Source organism: Shewanella loihica PV-4 (assembly GCF_000016065.1).
Classification (GTDB): Bacteria; Pseudomonadota; Gammaproteobacteria; order Enterobacterales; family Shewanellaceae; genus Shewanella; species Shewanella loihica.
This window is the reverse complement of the sequence record NC_009092.1, coordinates 1,647,579-1,670,068: the sequence shown is the minus strand read 5'-3', so window position 1 is coordinate 1,670,068 and position 22,490 is coordinate 1,647,579. Positions and strand designations below refer to the sequence as shown.

The window sequence follows — 22,490 nt, the reverse complement described above, 5'->3', positions numbered from 1 at the left end:
CAGTCAACCACTCAAAAAGTGGTATCCCATAGGGGATTCGAACCCCTGTTACCGCCGTGAAAGGGCGGTGTCCTAGGCCTCTAGACGAATGGGACACTGTTGATACGTTAGACTCTGTATCGAGTGAATACTCGTCGAAGCCAGTAGGCTATTGCTTCAACGCTATCGAATCGTCAACTTTGCAGTCAACCACTCAAGAAAGTGGTATCCCATAGGGGATTCGAACCCCTGTTACCGCCGTGAAAGGGCGGTGTCCTAGGCCTCTAGACGAATGGGACACTGTTGATACGTTAGACTCTGTATCGAGTGAATACTCGTCGAAGCCAGTAGGCTATTGCTTCAACGCTATCGAATCGTCAACTTCATAGTCAACCACTCAAGAAAGTGGTATCCCATAGGGGATTCGAACCCCTGTTACCGCCGTGAAAGGGCGGTGTCCTAGGCCTCTAGACGAATGGGACACTGTTGATACGTTAGACTCTGTATCGAGTGAATACTCGTCGAAGCCAGTAGGCTATTGCTTCAACGCTATCGAATCGTCAACTTTGCAGTCAACCACTCAAGAAAGTGGTATCCCATAGGGGATTCGAACCCCTGTTACCGCCGTGAAAGGGCGGTGTCCTAGGCCTCTAGACGAATGGGACACTGTTGATACGTTATACTCTGTATCGAGTGAATACTCGTTAAAGCCAGCAGGCTATTGCTTCAACGCTATCGAATCGTCAACTTTGCAGTCAACCACTCAAGAAAGTGGTATCCCATAGGGGATTCGAACCCCTGTTACCGCCGTGAAAGGGCGGTGTCCTAGGCCTCTAGACGAATGGGACACTGTTGATACGTTAGACTCTGTATCGAGTGAATACTCGTCGAAGCCAGTAGGCTATTGCTTCAACGCTATCGAATCGTCAACTTCGCAGTCAACCACTCAAGAAAGTGGTATCCCATAGGGGATTCGAACCCCTGTTACCGCCGTGAAAGGGCGGTGTCCTAGGCCTCTAGACGAATGGGACACTGTTGATACGTTATACTCCGTATCGAGTGAATACTCGTTAAAGCCAGTAGGCTATTGCTTCAACGCTTTCAAATTAGATGGTGGAGCCTAGCGGGATCGAACCGCTGACCTCAACACTGCCAGTGTTGCGCTCTCCCAGCTGAGCTAAGGCCCCTTACCTAACTTGTCACCTTTGAGTGCACTGCGAGCATCTGCCGGCTGTGTCTCAACTGCGAGGCGCATTCTATGCAGCACACCCAAAAGTGTCAACTCGTTTTTTAGGAATTTATTCTATTTGCTACAAATTCAATCGCTTTGGAGATTCTTTGCTCACAACGGGCCTTTCCGACGAGGAAAGCGGTTAAATCTACAGCAGGCGACATACCGGCACCGGTTACCGCAACACGCAGTGGCATACCGACCTTACCCATGCCTAGCTCTAATTCTGCAGCAGTCGCTTCGATAGCCTGATGAATCGCTTCTACGTTCCACTCGCTCAGCTCGGCAAATTTCTTTTGCAGCAGTTGTAACGGCTCTAAGGCAACGCCACGCAGATGTTTCTTAGCGGCGGTTTCATCGAACTCGGCAAAGTCTTCATAGAAGTAGCGGCTAGAAGCAGCTAGCTCTTTTAGGGTCTTGGCGCGCTCGGCCAATGCCGAGACCACTTCTGCCAGCGCAGGACCGTTTGCTGTATCTATGTTTTGATCTTGCATGTGCCACTCGAGGTGCTTGGCCACATATTCAGGCGCCAGCTCCTTCATATAGTGCTGATTCAACCAGATCAGTTTTTCGGTATTAAAGGCAGACGCCGCCTTATTGATGTCATCTAGCTTAAAGTACTGCTTCATCTCCTCGATAGAGAAGACCTCCTGATCGCCGTGTGACCAACCTAGACGCACTAAGTAGTTAAGCAGCGCTTCTGGTAGATAACCGTCATCACGATACTGCATCACACCAACTGCGCCGTGACGCTTAGACAGCTTGGCACCATCGTCACCTAAGATCATCGCCACGTGGGCATACTCAGGTACAGGCGCATTGAGTGCCTTAAGGATGTTGATTTGGCGCGGAGTGTTGTTGATATGGTCTTCACCACGTACCACACAGGTGATGCCCATATCCCAATCGTCAACCACAACGCAGAAGTTATAGGTAGGCGTACCGTCGGTACGGGCGATAATTAGGTCGTCCAGCAACTCGTTTGAGATCTCGATACGGCCACGTACGTGATCGTCGAACACCACGCTACCTTCGGTTGGGTTTTTAAAACGCACCACAAAAGGCTCGTCGGTATCGCGCGGCGCCTTATCACGGCAGCAACCATCATACTTTTGTTGTTCGCCTTTGGCAGCCTGCTCTTCACGCATCGCCTCGATACGCTCGCGGCTACAGTAACACTTATAGGCGGTGCCCTGCTCTAGCATCTGCGCGATGATCTCGTTGTAGCGATCGAAACGCTTAGTCTGGTAGTACGGACCCTCATCCCAGTTCAGTCCAAGCCACTCCATACCTTCTAAGATAGCTGCGCAGGCTTCAGGAGTTGAACGTTCGAGATCCGTATCTTCGATACGCAAGACAAACTCACCTTGGTTAGCGCGGGCATAGAGCCATGAATAGAGTGCAGTACGAGCACCACCTACGTGAAGAAAACCGGTAGGACTTGGAGCAAAACGCGTCTTAATCGTCATAATGGGACAGTAACCTGTTATCGAATGGTCTAAATATAGACTGAGCTATTTAATGTGGCCGCTATTCTAACAGCCAAATGGGATAAGAGAAAATAGCCAGAACAACCGCAGCTTGCCCGGCGGCCCGAAAAGGTGATCCCCCATCATAGGATACGCGGCTTACCTCGGCAGATACTCAATAGATGAATGCAACGCTAGGAATGTGCCGCCGCAAGATTGTCACCTGACCCACCTACCCGCTTCTCGATATAGATGACATCTTCCGGTATGAAAGTCTTCCTCTATATAGCTAAGGCCAATGAAGATAAAAATGGGAATGCTGGAAATAGAGGAGGCATAGATAGAGGAAGCGGTGATCTGAAGAGATGATCAGATAGGGTTATATAAATGCTGCGCGCATCAGGCTCCTGCTGCAAAGCCCTTATATAAGCACCTAGTCTAAAAAACAAGGCGGCTATTAGTCAGCAGCGATTAGAGAGCCCTGGTAATAAGGCCTGTATGATTCGTGTCTAAACGATAAGAGCCAAAGCGACCTGCTCCTCTTCTTATCATTTGCAGCGACTATATATGGTGCAGAATAAGATCGTGCGGAAAAATGCTGAAGGACATGGTGAAGGATATTGTGCAGACAGTTAAGCCACCGAGCTTAACCAAGTACTACATTGATTTGCCAGCCTAGTGATAGAGAAAGGTGAATAACAACGCGTTAAAAACCAGCAAGCCCCCCTATGCTCGCCCCTTTTTACCGAATGTTTTTATCGGGCAGCCCAGTTTTACACCGCTTGTCGCTGCCAAGTCCTAAATCTGGTCGGCAAGCTAGAGCCCCCTTCTGCTCAGGCTTTCGCCAGGGCGACACCGGAAATCATCCTGATTTGTTTAACATTAAGACGATCCGAACAAATTTGAACCGGACTCATTATTTTCTCGAAAAAAGCGTTGACAGTAGATCGTTCCCCCCTATAATACGGCCCCACACAGCGAGGTCGATTAGCTCAGCTGGGAGAGCACCTCCCTTACAAGGAGGGGGTCACTGGTTCGAGCCCAGTATCGACCACCATACACTGTATGGCTGAAAAATTTGATGTGTCCCAGGTCGATTAGCTCAGCTGGGAGAGCACCTCCCTTACAAGGAGGGGGTCACTGGTTCGAGCCCAGTATCGACCACCATATTTTGTCCTAGATTGAAATATGTGGTGCATCGAGTTAAATGTTGTGAGATATTCCCAGGTCGATTAGCTCAGCTGGGAGAGCACCTCCCTTACAAGGAGGGGGTCACTGGTTCGAGCCCAGTATCGACCACCATCTCTTCATGAGAGAATATCGAATATAATAATGTCCCAGGTCGATTAGCTCAGCTGGGAGAGCACCTCCCTTACAAGGAGGGGGTCACTGGTTCGAGCCCAGTATCGACCACCATTGTTATCAAAATATGTAATATGCTGTATTTATCCCAGGTCGATTAGCTCAGCTGGGAGAGCACCTCCCTTACAAGGAGGGGGTCACTGGTTCGAGCCCAGTATCGACCACCATAGCACGGCTATGAAACGATAAATCACAGACAGTCCCAGGTCGATTAGCTCAGCTGGGAGAGCACCTCCCTTACAAGGAGGGGGTCACTGGTTCGAGCCCAGTATCGACCACCATATTTCCTCTTTATTGCTTCACTCCCCTATTTATAATCAAACAGCCTAGCAGCAAGCCATTGCGCCCGGTTCTCGCTATTGCGAATCCCTTAGCCTCAACTATTCTTCATTAAAACTTTGCTCAAACCAAGTACGACTCAAGGTGGTTGAACATGGCCGATGTTACTCAATCTGCGTCGCTGGCAAGCATTGCCGCGTACCTCAAACTCACCCATGAATGCGATGAGCAGGAAGCGATGATCGAAGCCAAGGAGGTGATGCAAAACCTGGTCGCCATGCGACAAAAAGGTTTCATCACGGGTTGGTATTTCGATGCTCAGGGCCATCTGGAGCTGCTGCCCAGCGAGGCAATTCTAAAACGCATCAACCCGCCAAAATAATAATGCTGATGTTATTACCAATAAAATAAATAGCTTACCTAAATCTCTCTTTCCCTTCACCCAATTAAATAAACAAAATACTTTACTAAATTAATCACTGAGGTAGAGTTGTCCTACCTATTGATTCTTTTGAAGGCTGACATGAAGGCCACCGACTCCCTACAAGCCGCTCCGAAGCAGACGGCACAGCGCATTCTCGGCGTCACCCTAATCGTTACCCTGATCAGTGTGGCGGGCATTGCACTGCCATATCCTGTGCTGGCACCACTATTTCACGACAACAGCTCTCCCCTTACCCACTTCATGGGCCTGCCCAGCGAATTTCTAATGGGTATCGTCTTAGGTATCTATCCGCTGGGGATCATCATAGGCGGCAGCTTCATCGGCAGCCTGTCTGACACCTATGGGCGCAAGCGTATGCTCAGCCTCACCCTGATGGGCAGCGCACTGGGTTATGGACTCACGGCCTTCGCGGCACACTCGGAGCAATTTGTACTTTTCTGTCTCGCGCGTTTACTGACGGGGATCTGCGAGGGCAACATAGCCATCGCCAGGGCGATAGCGGCCGATCTCCATCCACAAATCGATAAGACCCGCAGTTTCTCGCTGATCAGCGCCATGGGCTATGGCGGCTATCTGCTTGGGCCGTTAGCCGGCGGCTACCTCATCTATTGGGGGATGGAGACAGTGTTTGGCGCGGCGGCACTTGCCTGTATTCTGTGTGCCCTCTTGAGCCATCATCTCCTGCCCCGTCAGCTCGATGAGACCCAGGCCAACGCCGAGAAAGGCTCTAGCTTGGTGCTGCTCAGAGAACCGGCCCTGAGACGCTTCTTTCTACTCTACCTGTTGCTGACCATGGGAGTTAACTTCTATTATGAGTTCTATCCGCTGCACCTGGTGCAACAGGCAGACTTCACCCCGGCGCAGATCAGCTGGGTAACCGTGCTGCTCACCGGTTGCATGATCGCCACCAGCATCTGGTTTACCCCTGTGCTACAGCGCAGGCTTAACCACGCCAGCGCGAGCTTGGTGGGGATCTTGCTGTTTGGCGCGTCCCTGGCCTGCTTTCCCTATCTCACCAATGACAGCTATCTGCTCACCTTCATGACCATAGGCGCGGGCATCGCCATCTACAACAGCTTCCTGCCGACCTACCTGTCCCATGCCTATCAAGACAGGCCCCAGGGACAGCTTATGGGCATGCTGGTAACCATCTTCTGCGTCGGCAACCTGCTCGCCGCCCTCTTCGGCGGCCTGTTAGCCGTGTTCGATGTCAAGATTGTGCTGTTGATCGGAGCCCTGTGCGCGGCGGCTGCCGGCGCCATCCTATATCACGGTCACTTCAAACGTGAATACTGGCCGGCGCACAATTAACTCGATAACGGGACTTAGCTCAAACTTTAACCCCGCAAAATGGGTGGATTCCCACCCATTGAAATAAGACCAATGGGCGATATCCTCCCCAAGCACGCCTGTTTACCAATCAACCAACAGGTCGCAACATGTTGATATAAGGCAATTTACATAATTTAAACATCTTTGGCCTGGTCCTTGCCTATAATTTCTATGAGTTAAGCACACTGTGACCGGCAGTCGCCCTAAGGCACTGAAGGATTAACAATAATAGGGATAACAAAATGACCAGACTCAACACCTGTACCTTTATCAAACAGATCGTCAAGATGACCTCAATCGCGGCCCTTCTGGGTGCCAGCTTAAACAGCTGGGCGGCGCCAACGGAAATTAAGTTTTCCCATGTGGTGGCCGAAAATACTCCTAAAGGCCAAATGGCATTGAAGTTCAAGCAACTAGTAGAAGAGCGTCTACCCGGTGAGTACCAGGTAAACGTGTTCCCAAACTCTCAGCTGTTTGGTGACAACAACGAGCTCTCCGCCCTGCTACTAAACGACGTGCAGTTTGTGGCACCATCGCTCTCCAAGTTCGAGCGCTACACCAAGAAGCTGCAGCTATTCGATCTACCTTTCCTCTTCAAAGACATGGACGCCGTTAACCGTTTCCAACAGAGCGACGCCGGCCAGCAACTGCTGAACTCGATGAAGCGTAAGGGCGTCGTCGGCCTGGGTTACCTGCACAATGGTATGAAGCAGTTCTCGGCCAGTAGCCCGCTTGTCCTGCCAGAAGATGCCCAGGGTAAGAAGTTCCGTATCATGGCCTCAGACGTGTTGGCGGCCCAGTTCCAGGCGGTCGAAGCTATTCCGGTGAAGAAGCCCTTCTCTGAAGTCTTCACCCTATTGCAAACCCGCGCCATCGATGGTCAGGAAAACACCTGGTCTAACATCTACTCGAAGAAGTTCTACGAAGTACAGAGCAACATCACAGAGAGTAACCACGGTGTGCTCGATTACATGGTGGTCACCTCAAACACCTTCTGGAAGTCGCTACCCGCCGACAAGCGCAAGGTGATCAAGGCATCGCTGGATGAAGCCATTGCCTATGGTAATGAGATCGCCGCGGCTAAAGTGAACAAAGACAAGCAGGCAATCATCGACTCTAAGCGTTCTGAGGTCACCTACCTGACGCCAGAGCAGCGCGCCGCCTGGGTCAACGCCATGAAACCAGTATGGGCACAGTTCGAAGATAAGATAGGTAAAGATCTTATCGATGCCGCCGTTGCCTCAAACGAATAATAAGCGCTAACCCACTAAACTTAATAGGAAAGCATTGAGGCCGTTTCCATGGCATTCGGCCTCTTTCCTATCTAAGGAGTCTTAGAGATGATGTCTCGCTTTTTTTCTCATATCGAAGAGGTGGTACTTAACGCCTTGATCACCGCCATGACCCTATTGGTCTTTGTCGAAGTGATCGCTCGTTTCTTCTTTAACACAGGTTTCCTGTGGATCCAGGAGCTGACGCTCACCATCTGCGGCTGGTTCGTGCTGTTTGGCATGTCCTATGGCGTCAAGGTCGGCGCCCACATAGGCGTCGATGCCTTCGTGAAAAAACTCCCCGCCCAGGGACGTAAGTACACCGCCATATTGGCCGTAGCCATCTGCCTCATCTACTGCGGCATGTTCCTGGTCGGCAGCTGGGATTACCTGGCCAAGATGTATCAAATTGGCGTGCCCATGGAAGATATCGACCTGCCCCATTTTCTGATTGGCGGACTGGACGGCGACTTTGCCTGGGAATACCTGCGCATCGACGTCGAAGAGCCTGCTGTGCCGCTGTGGACCTCTCAAAGCATACTGCTCATCGGCTTTATTCTGCTTACCTGGCGCTTCTTGCAGCTGGCTCTTGCCATCATCACTAATAAAACCGACGGCTTTGCCTTTGCCGATGAGGCCAAGGAGAGCATGCACCTTATCGATCAAGAGGCCCAGGCCGACGACAAGCAGCCGGGAGACAAAAAATAATGACTATAGCAACCCTCTTTATCAGCCTGTTTCTCTGTATGCTGCTAGGCATGCCGATCGCCATCGCCCTCGGCTTCTCCAGCATGTTGACCATATTACTCTTCTCCGATGACTCACTGGCCTCGGTCGCCTTGAAACTCTATGAGTCCACCTCGGAGCACTACACACTACTGGCGATCCCCTTCTTCATTCTGTCGTCGGCGTTTCTCTCCACCGGCGGCGTCGCCAGGCGCATCATCGACTTTGCCATGGACAGTGTAGGTCATATTCGCGGTGGTCTCGCCATGGCCTCTGTCATGGCCTGTATGTTGTTTGCCGCGGTATCTGGCTCATCCCCCGCCACGGTTGCCGCCATCGGCTCTATCGTTATCGTCGGCATGGTTCGCGCCGGCTACCCTGAAAAGTTTGCCGCAGGGGTGATCACCACCTCAGGTACGCTAGGGATTTTGATCCCGCCTTCTATCGTTATGCTGGTCTACGCGGCGGCAACGGAAGTCTCGGCGGCGCGTATGTTCATGGCGGGGCTTATCCCCGGTCTGATGATGGGACTCTTGTTGATGCTCGCCATCTATATCGTGGCCCGCATCAAGAAGCTGCCTTCCCGTCCCTTCCCCGGTTTTCGTCCCCTGGCCATATCGAGCGCCAAGGCGATGGGCGGCCTGGCGCTTATCGTTATCGTGCTCGGCTCCATCTATGGCGGTATCGCCAGCCCGACCGAGGCGGCGGCGGTTGCCTGCGTCTACGCCTATTTCATCGCGGTATTTGGTTATCGTGATATCGGCCCGCTGAAAAATGTCAGCTGGCGTGATAGCGGCGAGCCGCTGATCAGAGCCATACTCCGTAACCTGGGTTTCATGGTGCTGGCGGTTTTCAAGACCCCAGCCGACAAGGAGATCCGCCACGTGGTGCGCGATGGTGCCAAGGTCAGCATCATGCTGCTGTTCATCATAGCCAACGCCATGCTGTTCGCCCACGTGCTCACCACAGAGCGCATTCCGCACCTAATTGCCGAGACCATAGTGGGCATGGGACTGCCGGTATGGGGCTTCCTCATCATAGTCAACTTGCTGCTGCTGGCAGCGGGTAACTTTATGGAACCATCGGCCATCTTGTTGATCATGGCGCCTATCTTGTTCCCGATCGCCACCCAGCTGGGGATAGACCCTATCCACCTAGGGATCATCATGGTGGTGAACATGGAGATAGGCATGTTGACGCCGCCTGTGGGACTCAACCTGTTTGTGACCGCGGGGATCACCGGCCGCAGCATGGGATGGGTGATCCACTCCTGTATCCCTTGGCTGGCGCTGCTGCTCTTCTTCCTGGCGCTGATCACTTATATTCCGCAGATCTCTCTGTTCCTGCCGGAATATATTGATAAGTTAAACGGTTATTAAATCACTTGATTTTGCTTAACAATTGGGCGAGTCTGAAACGGGATCTAATCGGTCCCCTTTCAGATTCGCTTTTTCAATTGGACATGCCTTATATGTCGAAAATTATAACAAGAAGAAAATACCTCGGCGTCGGCTTCATCATACTCCTGGGCCTCGCCTTTACCCTACGGGTCGCCTACTGGTTCCATCTGGAACATGGCTATGAGATGACGCGGCAACAATCCAACGCCCAGATGAAGGAGCTACTGAGCTTCCTCTCAGGGTCTCTAAGTCGCTATGAGAGCATCCCCCATGTGCTCTCCACCAACCCGCTGCTGGCCAGTGCCCTGTTAAAGCAGGACGATCCCGATACCATCACGCCACTCAACCGCTATCTGGAGGAGATCCAGAGCATCACAGAGGCGCTGGATATCTATCTGGTCAATATCGACGGCGATGCCATCGCCGCCAGCAACTGGCAGCAGAGTTACTCCTTTATTGGCAAGAATTACGCCTTCAGACCCTATTTCAAGGATGCCATCGAGGGCAAGATGGGCCGCTATTTCGCCGTCGGCACCAGCTCGAACAAACGCGGCTACTACTTCTCCTATCCCATCTACAGCCACGGCTACCCGGTCACCCCCAGCCAGGGCGAGGCCAAGGTGTTAGGGGCGATAGTGGTTAAGGTCGATGTTACCGAGATAGAACAGCAGAGCACAGGCATGGCCAGGGGCAGCAACTATGAGTTCGCCATCAGCGACCCGGACCATATTATCTTCCTCTCCAGCCGGCCTGAGTGGCGCCTCACCGCGCTGACGCCTGTGACCCATCAGCTCAAGCAGCGCATCGAATCCTCGAGACGCTACGCCAACCGTGAGATCAGTCCGCTGGCGATAGAGCCCCCCTTTGCCCCATCCCTGGCAGCAGACTATCAGATCTATCAGATAGGCGATGACAAGCGCGGCGCCGAGTTTATGGATAACGCCGCCTACATGAGCGACGCGGGCTGGCAGGTGCATATCCTCTCGCCCATGACGCCAATATACCGCTCGCTGCCGCCACTGCTCCTGCTCTATGGCGCCCTCTACCTGCTGTGCGCGCTGGCACTGTTATTCGCCATCGAGAAGCGTAAGAACACCCGCCGCATGCAACAGGCCCATGAGCAGTTAGAACAAAGAGTCAAGGAGCGCACCCAGGCGCTGGAGACCAGCCACCAACAGCTCAAAGAGGCCCAGGATGAGTTGATCCAGGCCGCTAAACTCACAGTGATCGGCAGCCTGTCGGCCAGCATCAACCATGAGATCAATCAGCCGCTGGCGGCGATTCGCAGCTATGCACAGAACACCCAGACCCTGCTCTCCCGCGCCAAGTGGGACGATGTCTCCAGCAACATAATGACCATCATAGAGCTCACCGACCGCCTAGCGGCGATAGTTTCGCAATTTAAGAGCTTTACCCGTAAGAGCCAGGGCAACGACAAGGCGATTAGCGTGGCGCAGTGCATCAGGGATGCGCTGACCATAGTCCAGCCCGAGGTGGACAAGCAGGGAATTGATCTGGTGCTCAACAACACAGAGTGTCAGACGCTGCTCTGGGGCGACCCAATTAGGCTACAGCAGGTGCTGATCAACCTGATGAGCAATGCCATGGTAGCCATGCGCGCCAACAACCCGAAACAGCTGATCATAGGTGTGGTGGTGAGCAACCGACTGGAGATCACCATAGAAGATACCGGCACTGGCATAGACGAGAGCCAGATGCAGAAGATCTTCGACCCCTACTACACCAGCTCGCGTCAAGGACTGGGCTTGGGGCTTTCGATCTCCCGGCGTATCGTCGAGGCGATGCAGGGTAAGATAAGCGTTGCCAACCGCCAACAGGGCGGCGCCATCTTCCAGATCACCTTGCCCATTCATGCAGTAGGATAGCGATGCAAAATCAAGTTTTTAATCAATACGACATCTTAATCGTCGACGACGAGCCCCTGATAGGCTCGGCCCTGGTGCAGCTGTTTGAACTCGAATCCTACCGCGCCCTGGCCCTCACCGACGCCAAGCAGATTGGCCTGGGCCTGCCCGACAACTGGCCGGGCATAGTGATCTCAGACGTCAACATGCCAGATATCGACGGCCTATCGCTGATGCGCACCCTGCTGGCTCAAGACAAGGATATTCCCATAATCCTGCTGACCGGCCACGGTGATATCGCCATGGCGGTGCAGGCACTGAAACAGGGGGCCTATGATTTTATCGAGAAGCCCTTTAACAACGAACACATGCTGGATATCGCCAAGCGCGCGCTGGAGAAACGCGCCCTGACCCTGGAAAACCGCAGCCTGAAACGTGAGCTAGAATCCCAGAGCACCCCAGGGCCGCGCATTCTGGGTCACAGCCCGGGGATCAAGCAGATGCGCCACATCATCCATCAGGTGATCGATATGCCCGCCGATGTTTTAATTGAAGGCGAGACAGGCACGGGCAAGGAGCTGGTCGCCCGCTATCTGCACGACCACAGCCCTCGAGCAGAGGCCAACTTCGTCGCCATCAACTGCGGCGCCATCCCAGAGACCATCATAGAGAGCGAGCTGTTTGGCGCCGAATCTGGCGCCTTCACCGGCGCCGATAAGACACGTATCGGCAAGTTCGAGTATGCCAACGGCGGCACCCTGTTTCTCGACGAGATTGAGAGCACGCCGCTATCCTTGCAGGTTAAATTGCTCAGGGTATTGGAAGACAGGAAGGTGGAGCGCCTCGGCTCCAACAAGAGCATAGACTTAGATATTCGCATCATTGCCGCCACTAAGGTGGATCTCAAGAGTCTGTGCGACACGGGCGAGTTTCGCCAGGATCTCCTCTATCGCCTCAATCTGGTGACTGTGCCGATTCCGGCTCTCAGGGAGCGGCGCGAAGATATCGGCCTGCTGTTTCTGCATTTCGCCCGGGTCGCCTCGGCCCGCTATCACAAGGCCTTGATCCCCCTGACGGCCGAATACACGGCCCAGCTGGTCTCCCACGACTGGCCCGGCAATGTAAGAGAGCTACGAAACCTGGCCGAGCGTTATGTGCTCTTAGGTCCAGAGGCGGCCTTTGCCACCTCACTGGGACAGAGCAGTCAACTCAACGCCAACATGTCGCTGCAGCAGCGGGTGGAGTTTTTCGAGCGGCTGCTGATCGAAGAGGCACTGAGCAACAACAAGGGCAGCATCAAGCTCACCATGGAGCAGCTAGAGCTGCCTCGCAAGACCCTCTATGACAAGATGCAGAAGTTCGGCCTCAACCGTAAGACCTTCATCAACTAATCGAAGCCCTAGGCGTTAGCCCGCCGTTAAGCAGAAGTCCATTAGCCCGCCGCATCTAACAGCGGCGTGTGTGGCCTATGGTTGCGCTGCAGCATCACCACCAATAGGATCACGCCGCTAAGCAGGGTCAAGCTGCCAGCCACCACGCCGCTCCAGCCCCAATGCTGCCAGAAGGGCAAGAGGAAAGGCCCGCCCAGCGCCGCCCCCAGATAGTAACTACACAGATAGAGCGCCGTGGCCTTCGCCCTGTGCTGTTGTGCACGCTGGGCTACCCAGGCATTACAGACGCTGTGGAAGGTGAAGAAGCCAAAGCTCGACAGCAGGAAACCTATAACGATGGCGCTGCTGGTATCCCCCAGGGTCACCAGACTACCGACACACATCATCACCGCCGACAGGATAAACAGTGGCTGACGTCCCAGGCGAGTCACCCACTTGGCGGAGCGGAACGAGGCGTAGGTACCACTCAAATAACAGAGGAAGATCAGGGTGACCTGAAACTTACCCCAGCCAAATGGTGCCTGCATCAGGTGCAGCTGGATATAGCTAAATTGATTGACCATCACCATGAAGGCCAGCGCCCCCAAGAGGTAGAGCTTCACCAGGGTGGCATCGCCAAGGTGCAGGCCAAAGCCTTTAAGATCGGCGAGGCCAAAACCACTCTTGTGTTGACGGCGACGGATGCGCACCCGGTCGAGTCGCGGCAATAACAGTAACACGCCCACCACGCCAGCAAGGGTCAAGACACTCACCAGCCCCATGGCCTCTACCCAGGTCAGATACTCTGTCATCAGACCGCCGAGCAGGCGCCCGGCGATGCCCCCCAGACTGTTGGCGCCGATATAGATGGCCCCCGCCTTGAGTAGCACGCTGGTATCGAGCAGATCCTTAAAATAAGCCATGGCGATAGCGGGCACCGCCGCCAGCAGTATCCCCTGAAACAGGCGCACCGCCACCAATGCCGAAAAATCCTGCACCCAGATCAACATGAGATCCGCCACCACAAGCAGCGCCAGGCTCCAGAGCAGCGGCTTACGCCTGCCTAGCTTGTCAGACAGTGTGGCATAGAAGAGCAGCGCGAAGGCCATGGAGAAGCTGGTCACAGACAACAACAGGGTGGCGTGGGCCGGCGACACGCTAAAACTGGTCGCGATCAGCGGCAACATCCCCTGCACCATATACAGGTTGATGTAGATCACCACGGAAGCCAGAGAGAGGCCCCAGATCAGACGAAGTTGTAGTGGACGGCTGGCGGTCATGTTGTCGCGCTCAATAGGATAGATAGACACAGGCTAGCACCGGCGCTAACATAACAAAAATAGATTATAACTATGATGTCAATAATAACTTGTTATAGACAATTCCGATGACCAATGCTTGAAAACAATCTGCTAAAAAGCGCTTAAGACAATGGTGCTAACTCAGCATGATAGAAAAATGCGAGAAGGTGGGATGAAAGATGGATATCAAACAGCTTAGGCAGTTCGAGGCGCTGGCGACCAAGGGTAGCTTTACCCTGGCGGCCAAACAGCTCAACCTCGCCCAGCCCGCCCTGAGTCAGGGGATAAAACGCCTCGAAGAATCCCTCGGGGTCACGCTTGTCAACCGTAACAAACATTATCGCGGTCAGGATGGCAGCCGCCTCACCCTCACCGCCGAAGGCGAGGCGCTGGCGCAACATGCCAGGCTGATCCTCAAGCAGGTCAAACAGGCCGAGGCCCATATTAAATCCATGGCCAACCTCACCAAGGGCGAGGTGCGCATCGCGGTGCCCGGCATGCTGGGCTCCTACTACCTGCCCTCTCGCTTGATGGCCTTCAGGCACAGGTATCCGGATCTCAAGCTCTCCCTGTTCGAGGGCGGTACCCGAGACAGCCTGCGCATGTTGCAAAACGAAGAGGTGGATATCGCCATCATCACAGGCCAGGATCTGCAGCCTAATTTCGACAGTCATCTGCTGCTCAGAGAGCAGATGGTGGTGGCCGTTGGAGAAGATCACCCCTTGGCGGAGCACAAAGAGATCACCCTGGAGCAGTTTTTCGAGCAGGAGCTGGTGATGTTTAAACCCGGCTATTTTCACCGCGAGTGGATGCTGTCTCAGGCCAAGGCACTGGATCTCGAGGTCAATATCGCCTTCGAAACTAACCTTATCAACCTGATCAAGCAGGTGGTCGCCCAGGGGTTTGCCATTACCAGTGTGCTGGAGATGGTGATAGAAGCCAGAGATCCTATCCGCGCCATCCCCTTCTCACCTGCGGTGCATCTGGATCTGCATATTGCCTGGAATAGAGAACGCCCCATCGGCCTTGCCGACAGGGCGTTTGTCGAATTCTTGATGAATAACCCTTAGCGGAATGCTAACGGCTTCATGAGACCAATCTAACTGGCATCGGCCTGACGCTCTGGCGCCGCCAACACAAAGGCCTCGAGCTGATGGCAATTATCCCAGATACGACGAATGTTGGGATAGGTGCTCAAGTCGACCTTGAAGCGATTGGCATTATAGACCTGAGGGATCAGGCAGAGATCCGCCAGCGTCACCTCATCGCCATAGCAATAGCTGCCGGCGTGCTTTTCCAGTTGCTTCTCGAAGGCGCTAAAGCCCTGATGGATCCAGTGATGGTACCAGGCGTTCTTGGCGTCCTCATCCAGCTCAAGGGTGTTGGTGAGATACTGCAACACCTTGAGGTTATTCAGTGGATGCACCTCACAGGCGATAGAGAGTGCCATGGCGCGCACCTCGGCTCTCGCCTTGGGAGCTGTTGGCAGCATCATGGCGCCGCCATACTGCTCGTCGAGATATTCGATGATCGCCAGCGACTGAGACAAGACAAATTCGTTGTCGCCCTCGATCAGGGTTGGCACCAGCTCCTGGGGATTGAGCGCGGCATACTCAGGCAGGTGCTGCTCGCCGCCATTCTTCACCAGATGCACGGATTCGAGCTCTGCATCCAGTCCCTTCAAATTCAATGCGATACGCACCCGATAAGCGGCGCTGGAGCGCCAGTAGCCCAATAATTTCATCACATGGCTCCTATTCTCTCCGCCCATTGCCCGGCGGCTGTTACAAAAACGGGGCAACCTTGGTCGCCCCGAAGTCTCAAAAGTTTTTGAGAATTAACCTTTGTACTCAACCACCTGCTGGTCGATGGCACCAAAGATAGATTGCTCATTTTCATCCAGCATCTCGATGCGCACGCGATCACCGAAACGCATGAATGAGGTCGATGGCTTACCGTCGCTGATGGTCTCCAGCATACGGGTCTCGGCCAGACAGCTAGAGCCAGCGCTGCGATCATAGTTAGAGATGGTGCCCGAACCTATGATGGCGCCGGCGCCCAGCGGGCGAGTCTTGGTGAAATGGGCAATCAACTGACTGAAGTTAAAGGTCATGTCGATGCCACAGTTTGGCTTACCAAACAGCTCGTTGTTCAGATGGGTGATCAACGGCAGATGCACCTTAGACTCATGCCACTTGTCACCCAGCTCATCAGGAGTCACGGCAACAGGTGAGAAGCTGCTGGACGGCTTAGACTGGAAGAAACCGAAGCCCTTGGCCAGCTCGGCTGGGATCAGGTTACGCAGCGACACATCGTTCACCAGCATCAGCAGCTTGATATGCTTCTCGGCCGACTCTGCGTCTATGCCCATAGGCACGTCGTCGGTGATCACTGCCACTTCAGATTCAAAATCTATGCCCCACTCTTCGCTGGCCAGCTCGATATCCGCCTTAGGCGCGATAAAGCTGTCAGAACCGCCCTGATACACCAGAGGATCTGTCCAGAAGGTTTCTGGCATCTCGGCGCCACGGGCCTTACGTACCAGCTCAACGTGGTTCACATAGGCGCTACCGTCCGCCCACTGATAGGCACGTGGCAGCGGTGACAGGCACTTGTTCTCGTCGAAGTCGACCGTGTTGTCTAGCACGCCTTGGTTGAGGGCCTCATAAAGCTCTTGCAGTTGCGGCTGAAGCAGATCCCAGGCGTCGAGCAGCTGCTGCATGGTGTGCGCGATGGCCGGTACCGCAACAGCCTTGGTTAGATCTTTACTCACAAGCATCAGCTGACCGTCACGACGGCCGTTGTTATAACTTGCTAACTTCATACCCACTCCTTCCGAATTCTTCTCTTGCCAGACCTTAGGGGCGCGCCGCTAATGGGTCTGGGACTATCAATTTGGCATAGAAATACCCTATGCGCCTCAAGATAGGAATAGCGTGATACAAATCACACTCCTTCCCATAACATTCAAATTTGTAAACAATTCATGACAGGCAGAGAGAACCCCAAATTCATGGGGTTTCGGCCTTGTCTCTGCCTAGAAAACCGCCAGCCAACTGGCAATAAGGTTTTACATCCCTTTTTGCTTGCTGATCTTATATTCCCTCAGCTTGTTGGCGATAGCCGTGTGAGACACCCCAAGTTTCTTCGCCAGCTGGCGGGTACTGGGGTAAGCCGGATAGAGACGTCTGAGCAGACTCGCCTCAAACTGCTTCATCGCCTGATCCAGACTGCCCTCAAACTGATGATCGAAATAGCCAAAGCCCTCGGCGTATGACGGTAGCTTGAGCTGATCCACCGTCAGCTCCGCCGAGCCATCCCACATGGATACCGCACGGAAGATGGCGTTTTTCAGCTGGCGCACGTTACCCGGCCAGGCGTAGCCCAGCAGATGCTCGCGGCATGGAGCCGAGATACGACGAATAGGGATAGACAGCTGCTGACTGTAATGCTCGAGGAACATCTCGGTCAGGGGGATCACATCCACCTTGCGCTCGCGAAGCGACGGCATATGGAAGCTGAGCACATGGATGCGATAGTAGAGATCTTCGCGGAACTCGCCGGTTTGACATAGTTCGGCCAGGTTCTTCTGGGTCGAGCAGATGATGCGCACGTCAGAGCGCACCTCCACATCGCCGCCTACTCGGCGGAAGGTGCCGTCCTGCAGCAGGCGCAGCAGTTTGACCTGGGCCGCCTTGGACATCTCCGCTATCTCATCTAAGAAGACGGTGCCGCCCTTGGCCTCCTCGAAGAAGCCGCGCTTGACCACTTCACCACCGCTGACATAACCGAAGAGCTCCTCTTCGGCGGCGCTGTCAGGCATGGCGGCGCAGTTAATCGCAATAAAGGGGTGCTCACGACGCATGCTAGCATCGTGGCAGGCTCTGGCCATCAGCTCCTTGCCTGTGCCCGTCTCACCCGTGATCAGCAGAGGCGCATCGAGCTGGGCCATGCGTCTGGCCTGCACTAACACCTCTTTCATCTTGTCGCTGACCGCCAGCACATTCTCAAATCCTGTGGTCTGATTCTGTAGGGCGTTAAACTGCTTGCCGACCCGTGCGGGCGATTTGAGGGAGACTACGGCACCGGCCAGAATGGTCTTGTCGTTCTCGTCAGGCAGATAGATGGGCAGCATCTCGGCCAGGTATTCGCTCTGGCCAATGTTAACCCGTGTGGCCTGGGCCAACACCAGCGGCTCGCTGAGCCAGCGGTTGAAGTTAAAGCCCTGTACCCAATGATTGAGGGGTTCGTCGAGCACCTCGTGCTCACCCATGTTGACCGTCATCAGCGCCGACTCATTGACGATGCGGATCCGCCCCTTAACGTCGATGGAGAAGACAGAATCCGGCAGCGTCTTCAACAAGGTCTTGAGCGCGTAATGCTCCTGCTCGGAAGGCATGAAAGAGACTGTGCGCACATCATGCACCCCTTCCACCTTCCTGATTAACGGCAGCAGCTCACTGAGCACATCAAAGTTGACCTCAGCAAACTGCAGATAGAGAAATCCCTGGTTACTGGCGTCGATAGCTATCAGGTTAATACCATAGCCTTCGAGGATCACCAGAATGTCTTTTGCTAGACCCACGCGGTCGATGCAACTTACTTCTAAGCGCATACCCTTTCGTCCCTTTTTATATTTATTACTTCACGGTTTTTGGGATTATCGCGAGCATGGTTGCGTCTCATGCCAGAAAAAGTGTGACACGCCACGCAGAAATGCCGATAAAACGCCTATACGTTAGAGTGTAATGAGATTTGTGGCAAGAGTTGTTTACACCGGATTCGAAAAGCAACCAAAAAAACAGCGCCATAGCTAGGCTATGACGCTGTTTTTAAATCAATTTTAACTTAGTCCAATAACTGGTCTGTCTTGGCCGCCATGATGAAATCGTTGCGGTGTAGGCCCTTGATCGAGTGAGACCACCAGGTCACGGTGACCTTGCCCCATTCGGTTAGGATACCGGGATGGTGGAACTCTTCCTCGGCTAAGTCTGCCAATTTATTGGTAAATTCCATCGCCAGCTTAAAGTTTTTAAACTTGTAGACACGCTCAAGCTGCATGATACCGTCACGCACCTCGACACCCCAATCTGGGATCATGCGGATCAGCTCGGCCAACTCGGCATCGGTCACCTTTGGCGCGTCGGCCTGGCAGGCTTCGCATTTCATTTGGGCTAATTCAGTCATACTTCTTCCTTCTGATTTTCTTATCTGGCTCTATTAACTAGCTTTCTTAACTGGCTTTCGATTTTGGCTCAAACATGGGGGCATGTAGGCCTAGCTGACGCGCCTTAGTCACGGCGCCCATGATGTCCATTTTGACGATTTCGTCTAAGTAATCAATTGAATCAATAGCGTAATAAATTGGCTGCATGATATCGATTCGATAAGGGGTTCTTAAAATATCCAACAGATCGAAAGGCTTCACCACTGGAGTATCGCTCATGGCGTATAGCGTCTCACCGGGCGAACTCAATATGCCGCCGCCGTAGATCTTCAGCTCATCGTTGGTCTGACGGATCAAACCAAACTCCACGGTAAACCAGTAAAGTCTGGCGAGAAAGACACGCTCCTCTTTGGAGGCGGCCAGACCCAACTTACCGTATTCGTGAGAGAAACGGGCAAATGAAGGATTGGTCAACAGCGGGCAGTGACCGAAGATCTCGTGAAAGATATCGGGCTCCTGCAGGTAGTCGAACTCCTCCTTGCTGCGGATAAAGGTGGCGACCGGAAACTCCTGGTTCGCCAGCAGCTGGAAAAACTTCTCAAACGAGATCAGCGCCGGCACGGCGGCCGTCTTCCACCCAGTGGCCTGTTGCAGCACAGCGTCTATTTCGCCAAGCTGCGGGATGCGATCTGCAGGCAAGGCAAGATCTTCGAGCCCTTTCAGATAAGCATCACAGGCATAGTGGGGCAAATTACCCTTCTGTCTGTCGTACAGCGCTTGCCAGATCTCGTGTTCATTGTCAGGGTATTGGATGACCCCTTGGCTATCAGGCAGTCTGGCCTGATACGTAGTTTGTTTACTCATGATAAATACAACACAAATGACTGCTCCTGCCTCCATATTTGACTAAACGCCAGAGTTTGTTAACAGGATCACACTTTATAATTTGGCTGCCGCGCCGCTCAAGATGTAACCTCAAATTTACATCCGGCAGAACATGAAAATTTAAATCGTTTTTATTTATAGACTTACAGAAAAATAGACATGTAACACTCTTGACACAAATGCCGAGTTTGGCATCAATTTCATCTGCTTACCCCATGGGATAAATATTTATGTAAAGGTATTTTACATACTCTGCTCGATCCCTTTTCTGGCATCCAGCGTGCCTCTAATGGCGTCAGATTAGAGCTAAGGCCGACGCCGAATAGTTCGACGGATGCCGAGAAGCTAGCGGCCAAAGCGCCTAAATCTCCTGGCTTTTCAGGGCGTTTTTATTAGAATAAAAGGGCATTTTGCGCAGCCAACTAGGATTAGGATGAAACAGCACAAAGTTCGCAAGGCCGTTATTCCCGTCGCGGGTCTCGGCACTCGCATGCTTCCGGCAACCAAGGCGATCCCCAAGGAGATGTTGCCCATAGTCGATAGACCCTTGATCCAATACGTGGTCAACGAGGCGATAGCCGCCGGGATCAATGAGATAGTCCTGGTCACCCATGCCAGTAAGAACTCCATCGAAAACCATTTCGACTCCAGCTTCGAGCTCGAGGCTCAGCTCGAACGCAGGGTAAAGCGTCAGCTACTGGCCGAGGTGCAGGCCATCTGCCCAAGCGACGTGACAGTGATCAGCGTGCGCCAATCTCAGGCCAAGGGGCTGGGCCACGCCATCTTATGTGCCCAAAAGGTCGTGGGCGACGAGCCCTTTGCGGTCCTGCTGCCGGACGTCATCATAGACGATGCCAGCTGCGATCTCAGCCGGGATAACTTGGCCGAGATGATCAAGCTGTTTGACGAAACCGAAGTGGGCCAGATCATGGTCGAGGGCGTGCCAGAGAGCAGCGTCGACCAGTATGGTATCGCCGATGTGAACGGCCATCAGCTGGAGGCCGGGCAATCTAAACCTATCAATGAGTTGGTGGAGAAACCTAAGGTGGGCCAGGCGCCATCTAACTTAGCGGTAGTTGGCCGATACGTGCTACCTAAGCAGATCTGGCAGCTACTGGGCAAGACCCCCGCCGGCGCAGGCGATGAGATCCAACTTACCGATGCCATCGCCATGTTGATGAACACTCAAACCGTCAACGCCTATTACATGCATGGCAAGAGCCATGACTGTGGCAACAAACTCGGCTACATGCGCGCCAATGTCGAATACGCGCTGCGCCATCACGAAGTGGGCAGGGATTTTGCCGACTACCTCAAGACATTAGTTTCAGATTTACAACAGGATAAAGATTAATGACGATTTTAGTCACAGGTGGCGCAGGCTACATAGGTAGCCACACTGTCGTTGAGCTACTTAATGATGATCAACAGGTAGTGATCATAGACAATCTGAGTAACTCAAGCGTCGAGGCCCTCAAGCGGGTCGAGCAGATCACCAATAAAGGGGTCACCTTCTACCAGGGCGACGTGCTCAACAAGGCCTTCCTGCAGAAGGTCTTTACCGACCATGATATCGACGCCGTGATCCATTTTGCCGGCCTCAAGGCGGTCGGCGAGTCGGTCGCCCAGCCGCTGCGCTACTATGAAAACAACGTCACCGGCACCTTAGTGCTGTGCGAGGTGATGGCCGAATTTAATGTGAAGAACCTGGTATTTAGCTCATCGGCTACCGTCTATGGCGATCCCGCCTCACTGCCCATTACCGAAGATTTCCCCACGGGCGCCACTAACCCCTATGGTCAGTCTAAGCTGATGGTCGAGCATATCCTTAAGGATCTACACCACTCGGACTCGAGCTGGAACATCGCCAGGCTGCGTTACTTCAACCCTGTTGGCGCCCACGAGAGCGGCCTCATCGGCGAAGATCCCAACGATATCCCCAATAACCTGATGCCCTTCATCGCCCAGGTTGCCGTGGGTCAACGCGAGAAGCTGAGCGTCTTCGGCGACGACTACGACACCCATGATGGCACAGGGGTGCGCGACTATATCCATGTGGTGGATCTGGCTAAGGGCCACCTGAAGGCGCTTGCGAAACTCAACACCCAGCCAGGCTTAGTCACCTATAATCTGGGCACAGGCCAGGGCTATAGCGTGCTGGACATGGTCAAGGCATTCGAGAAGGCCTGCGGGCATGCCATCGCCTACCAGATCGCGCCGCGTCGTCCTGGCGATATCGCCGCCTGTTACGCCGATCCTCACAAGGCGCAGACAGAGCTGAACTGGCAGGCCACCCACACCATAGAAGATATGGCCAACAGCAGCTGGCACTGGCAGTCCTCTAACCCGAGCGGCTACAAGGCCTAAAGCAATCGGGGGCTCAGGCCCTCCATTTGATAGCAAGTGAA

17 protein-coding genes and 13 tRNA genes are annotated in these 22,490 nt (G+C 53.6%); 16 read left to right on the top strand and 14 right to left on the bottom strand.

Going from position 1 to position 22,490, the window contains the following annotated elements; genetic code table 11:
* Positions 1-19: 19 nt before the first annotated feature.
* The 8 genes from SHEW_RS07490 to gltX form a co-directional block, all read right to left on the bottom strand.
* Positions 20-95, bottom strand: a tRNA-Glu gene (locus tag SHEW_RS07490).
* 107 nt (positions 96-202) lie between these two features.
* Positions 203-278, bottom strand: a tRNA-Glu gene (locus SHEW_RS07485).
* A gap of 107 nt (positions 279-385) precedes the next feature.
* A tRNA-Glu gene (locus SHEW_RS07480) sits at positions 386-461 on the bottom strand.
* A gap of 107 nt (positions 462-568) precedes the next feature.
* A tRNA-Glu gene (locus SHEW_RS07475) sits at positions 569-644 on the bottom strand.
* Between the two features lie 107 nt (positions 645-751).
* A tRNA-Glu gene (locus SHEW_RS07470) sits at positions 752-827 on the bottom strand.
* 107 nt (positions 828-934) lie between these two features.
* A tRNA-Glu gene (locus tag SHEW_RS07465) sits at positions 935-1,010 on the bottom strand.
* A gap of 80 nt (positions 1,011-1,090) precedes the next feature.
* Positions 1,091-1,166 (bottom strand) — tRNA-Ala (locus SHEW_RS07460).
* A 103-nt stretch (positions 1,167-1,269) separates the two neighbouring features.
* Positions 1,270-2,679: a glutamate--tRNA ligase gene (gene gltX, locus SHEW_RS07455; protein ID WP_011865248.1), complete on the bottom strand. Its 1,410-nt coding sequence runs from the start codon at positions 2,677-2,679 to the stop codon at positions 1,270-1,272.
* A gap of 981 nt (positions 2,680-3,660) precedes the next feature.
* Between gltX and SHEW_RS07450 the strand changes: the two genes are divergently transcribed.
* From SHEW_RS07450 to SHEW_RS07390, 13 genes are all read left to right on the top strand, one after another.
* Positions 3,661-3,736: transfer RNA gene (locus tag SHEW_RS07450), tRNA-Val, on the top strand.
* Positions 3,737-3,770: 34 nt separating this feature from the next.
* Positions 3,771-3,846, top strand: a tRNA-Val gene (locus tag SHEW_RS07445).
* A gap of 59 nt (positions 3,847-3,905) precedes the next feature.
* Positions 3,906-3,981, top strand: a tRNA-Val gene (locus SHEW_RS07440).
* A gap of 38 nt (positions 3,982-4,019) precedes the next feature.
* Positions 4,020-4,095 (top strand) — tRNA-Val (locus SHEW_RS07435).
* 37 nt (positions 4,096-4,132) lie between these two features.
* A tRNA-Val gene (locus SHEW_RS07430) sits at positions 4,133-4,208 on the top strand.
* A gap of 38 nt (positions 4,209-4,246) precedes the next feature.
* Positions 4,247-4,322: transfer RNA gene (locus SHEW_RS07425), tRNA-Val, on the top strand.
* A 152-nt stretch (positions 4,323-4,474) separates the two neighbouring features.
* Positions 4,475-4,702 (top strand): hypothetical protein, encoded by a 228-nt coding sequence (locus tag SHEW_RS07420; protein WP_011865247.1) that lies wholly within the window; start codon positions 4,475-4,477, stop codon positions 4,700-4,702.
* Between the two features lie 141 nt (positions 4,703-4,843).
* Positions 4,844-6,076, top strand: coding sequence for an MFS transporter (locus tag SHEW_RS07415; protein WP_150099951.1), 1,233 nt, complete (start codon positions 4,844-4,846; stop codon positions 6,074-6,076).
* Positions 6,077-6,384: 308 nt separating this feature from the next.
* Entirely contained in the window at positions 6,385-7,350 is a 966-nt protein-coding gene (locus SHEW_RS07410) for a TRAP transporter substrate-binding protein (RefSeq protein ID WP_220045243.1), read from the top strand.
* Positions 7,351-7,437: 87 nt separating this feature from the next.
* Positions 7,438-8,076, top strand: a complete 639-nt coding sequence (locus SHEW_RS07405) for a TRAP transporter small permease (RefSeq protein ID WP_011865244.1) — start codon at positions 7,438-7,440, stop codon at positions 8,074-8,076.
* Complete coding sequence (locus SHEW_RS07400) at positions 8,076-9,473, top strand: TRAP transporter large permease (protein ID WP_011865243.1); 1,398 nt, start codon at positions 8,076-8,078, stop codon at positions 9,471-9,473. Before SHEW_RS07405 ends, SHEW_RS07400 begins: the two co-directional genes overlap by 1 nt.
* Positions 9,474-9,556: 83 nt before the next feature.
* Entirely contained in the window at positions 9,557-11,380 is a 1,824-nt protein-coding gene (locus SHEW_RS07395) for a sensor histidine kinase (protein WP_011865242.1), read from the top strand.
* 2 nt (positions 11,381-11,382) lie between these two features.
* On the top strand, positions 11,383-12,750 hold the full coding sequence (locus SHEW_RS07390) for a sigma-54-dependent transcriptional regulator (RefSeq protein WP_011865241.1): 1,368 nt from the start codon (positions 11,383-11,385) through the stop codon (positions 12,748-12,750).
* Between the two features lie 41 nt (positions 12,751-12,791).
* Here SHEW_RS07390 and SHEW_RS07385 read toward each other — a convergent pair whose 3' ends face one another.
* Positions 12,792-14,009, bottom strand: coding sequence for an MFS transporter (locus SHEW_RS07385; RefSeq protein ID WP_011865240.1), 1,218 nt, complete (start codon positions 14,007-14,009; stop codon positions 12,792-12,794).
* Positions 14,010-14,209: 200 nt separating this feature from the next.
* Here SHEW_RS07385 and SHEW_RS07380 point away from each other — a divergent pair, with 200 nt between their 5' ends.
* The gene (locus tag SHEW_RS07380; protein ID WP_011865239.1) at positions 14,210-15,100 is read left to right on the top strand and encodes a LysR family transcriptional regulator; all 891 of its coding nucleotides are present in this window, start codon (positions 14,210-14,212) and stop codon (positions 15,098-15,100) included.
* A 29-nt stretch (positions 15,101-15,129) separates the two neighbouring features.
* Here the strand turns inward: SHEW_RS07380 and maiA are convergent, their stop codons facing one another.
* The 5 genes from maiA to phhA all read right to left on the bottom strand — a co-directional run bounded on the left by maiA (position 15,130) and on the right by phhA (position 20,061).
* Positions 15,130-15,774, bottom strand: coding sequence for a maleylacetoacetate isomerase (gene maiA, locus SHEW_RS07375; RefSeq protein ID WP_011865238.1), 645 nt, complete (start codon positions 15,772-15,774; stop codon positions 15,130-15,132).
* Positions 15,775-15,867: 93 nt separating this feature from the next.
* Complete coding sequence (locus SHEW_RS07370) at positions 15,868-16,854, bottom strand: fumarylacetoacetate hydrolase family protein (protein WP_011865237.1); 987 nt, start codon at positions 16,852-16,854, stop codon at positions 15,868-15,870.
* 246 nt (positions 16,855-17,100) lie between these two features.
* Positions 17,101-18,645 (bottom strand): transcriptional regulator TyrR, encoded by a 1,545-nt coding sequence (gene tyrR, locus SHEW_RS07365; protein WP_011865236.1) that lies wholly within the window; start codon positions 18,643-18,645, stop codon positions 17,101-17,103.
* 233 nt (positions 18,646-18,878) lie between these two features.
* Positions 18,879-19,217 (bottom strand): 4a-hydroxytetrahydrobiopterin dehydratase, encoded by a 339-nt coding sequence (locus SHEW_RS07360; protein WP_011865235.1) that lies wholly within the window; start codon positions 19,215-19,217, stop codon positions 18,879-18,881.
* 46 nt (positions 19,218-19,263) lie between these two features.
* Entirely contained in the window at positions 19,264-20,061 is a 798-nt protein-coding gene (gene phhA / locus SHEW_RS07355; RefSeq protein WP_041406559.1) for a phenylalanine 4-monooxygenase, read from the bottom strand.
* Positions 20,062-20,515: 454 nt separating this feature from the next.
* Between phhA and galU the strand changes: the two genes are divergently transcribed.
* Both galU and galE read left to right on the top strand, forming a co-directional pair.
* Entirely contained in the window at positions 20,516-21,436 is a 921-nt protein-coding gene (galU, locus tag SHEW_RS07350) for a UTP--glucose-1-phosphate uridylyltransferase GalU (RefSeq protein ID WP_011865233.1), read from the top strand.
* Complete coding sequence (gene galE, locus SHEW_RS07345; protein WP_011865232.1) at positions 21,436-22,449, top strand: UDP-glucose 4-epimerase GalE; 1,014 nt, start codon at positions 21,436-21,438, stop codon at positions 22,447-22,449. The genes galU and galE overlap by 1 nt, the downstream gene beginning before the upstream one ends.
* Positions 22,450-22,490: the final 41 nt, after the last annotated feature.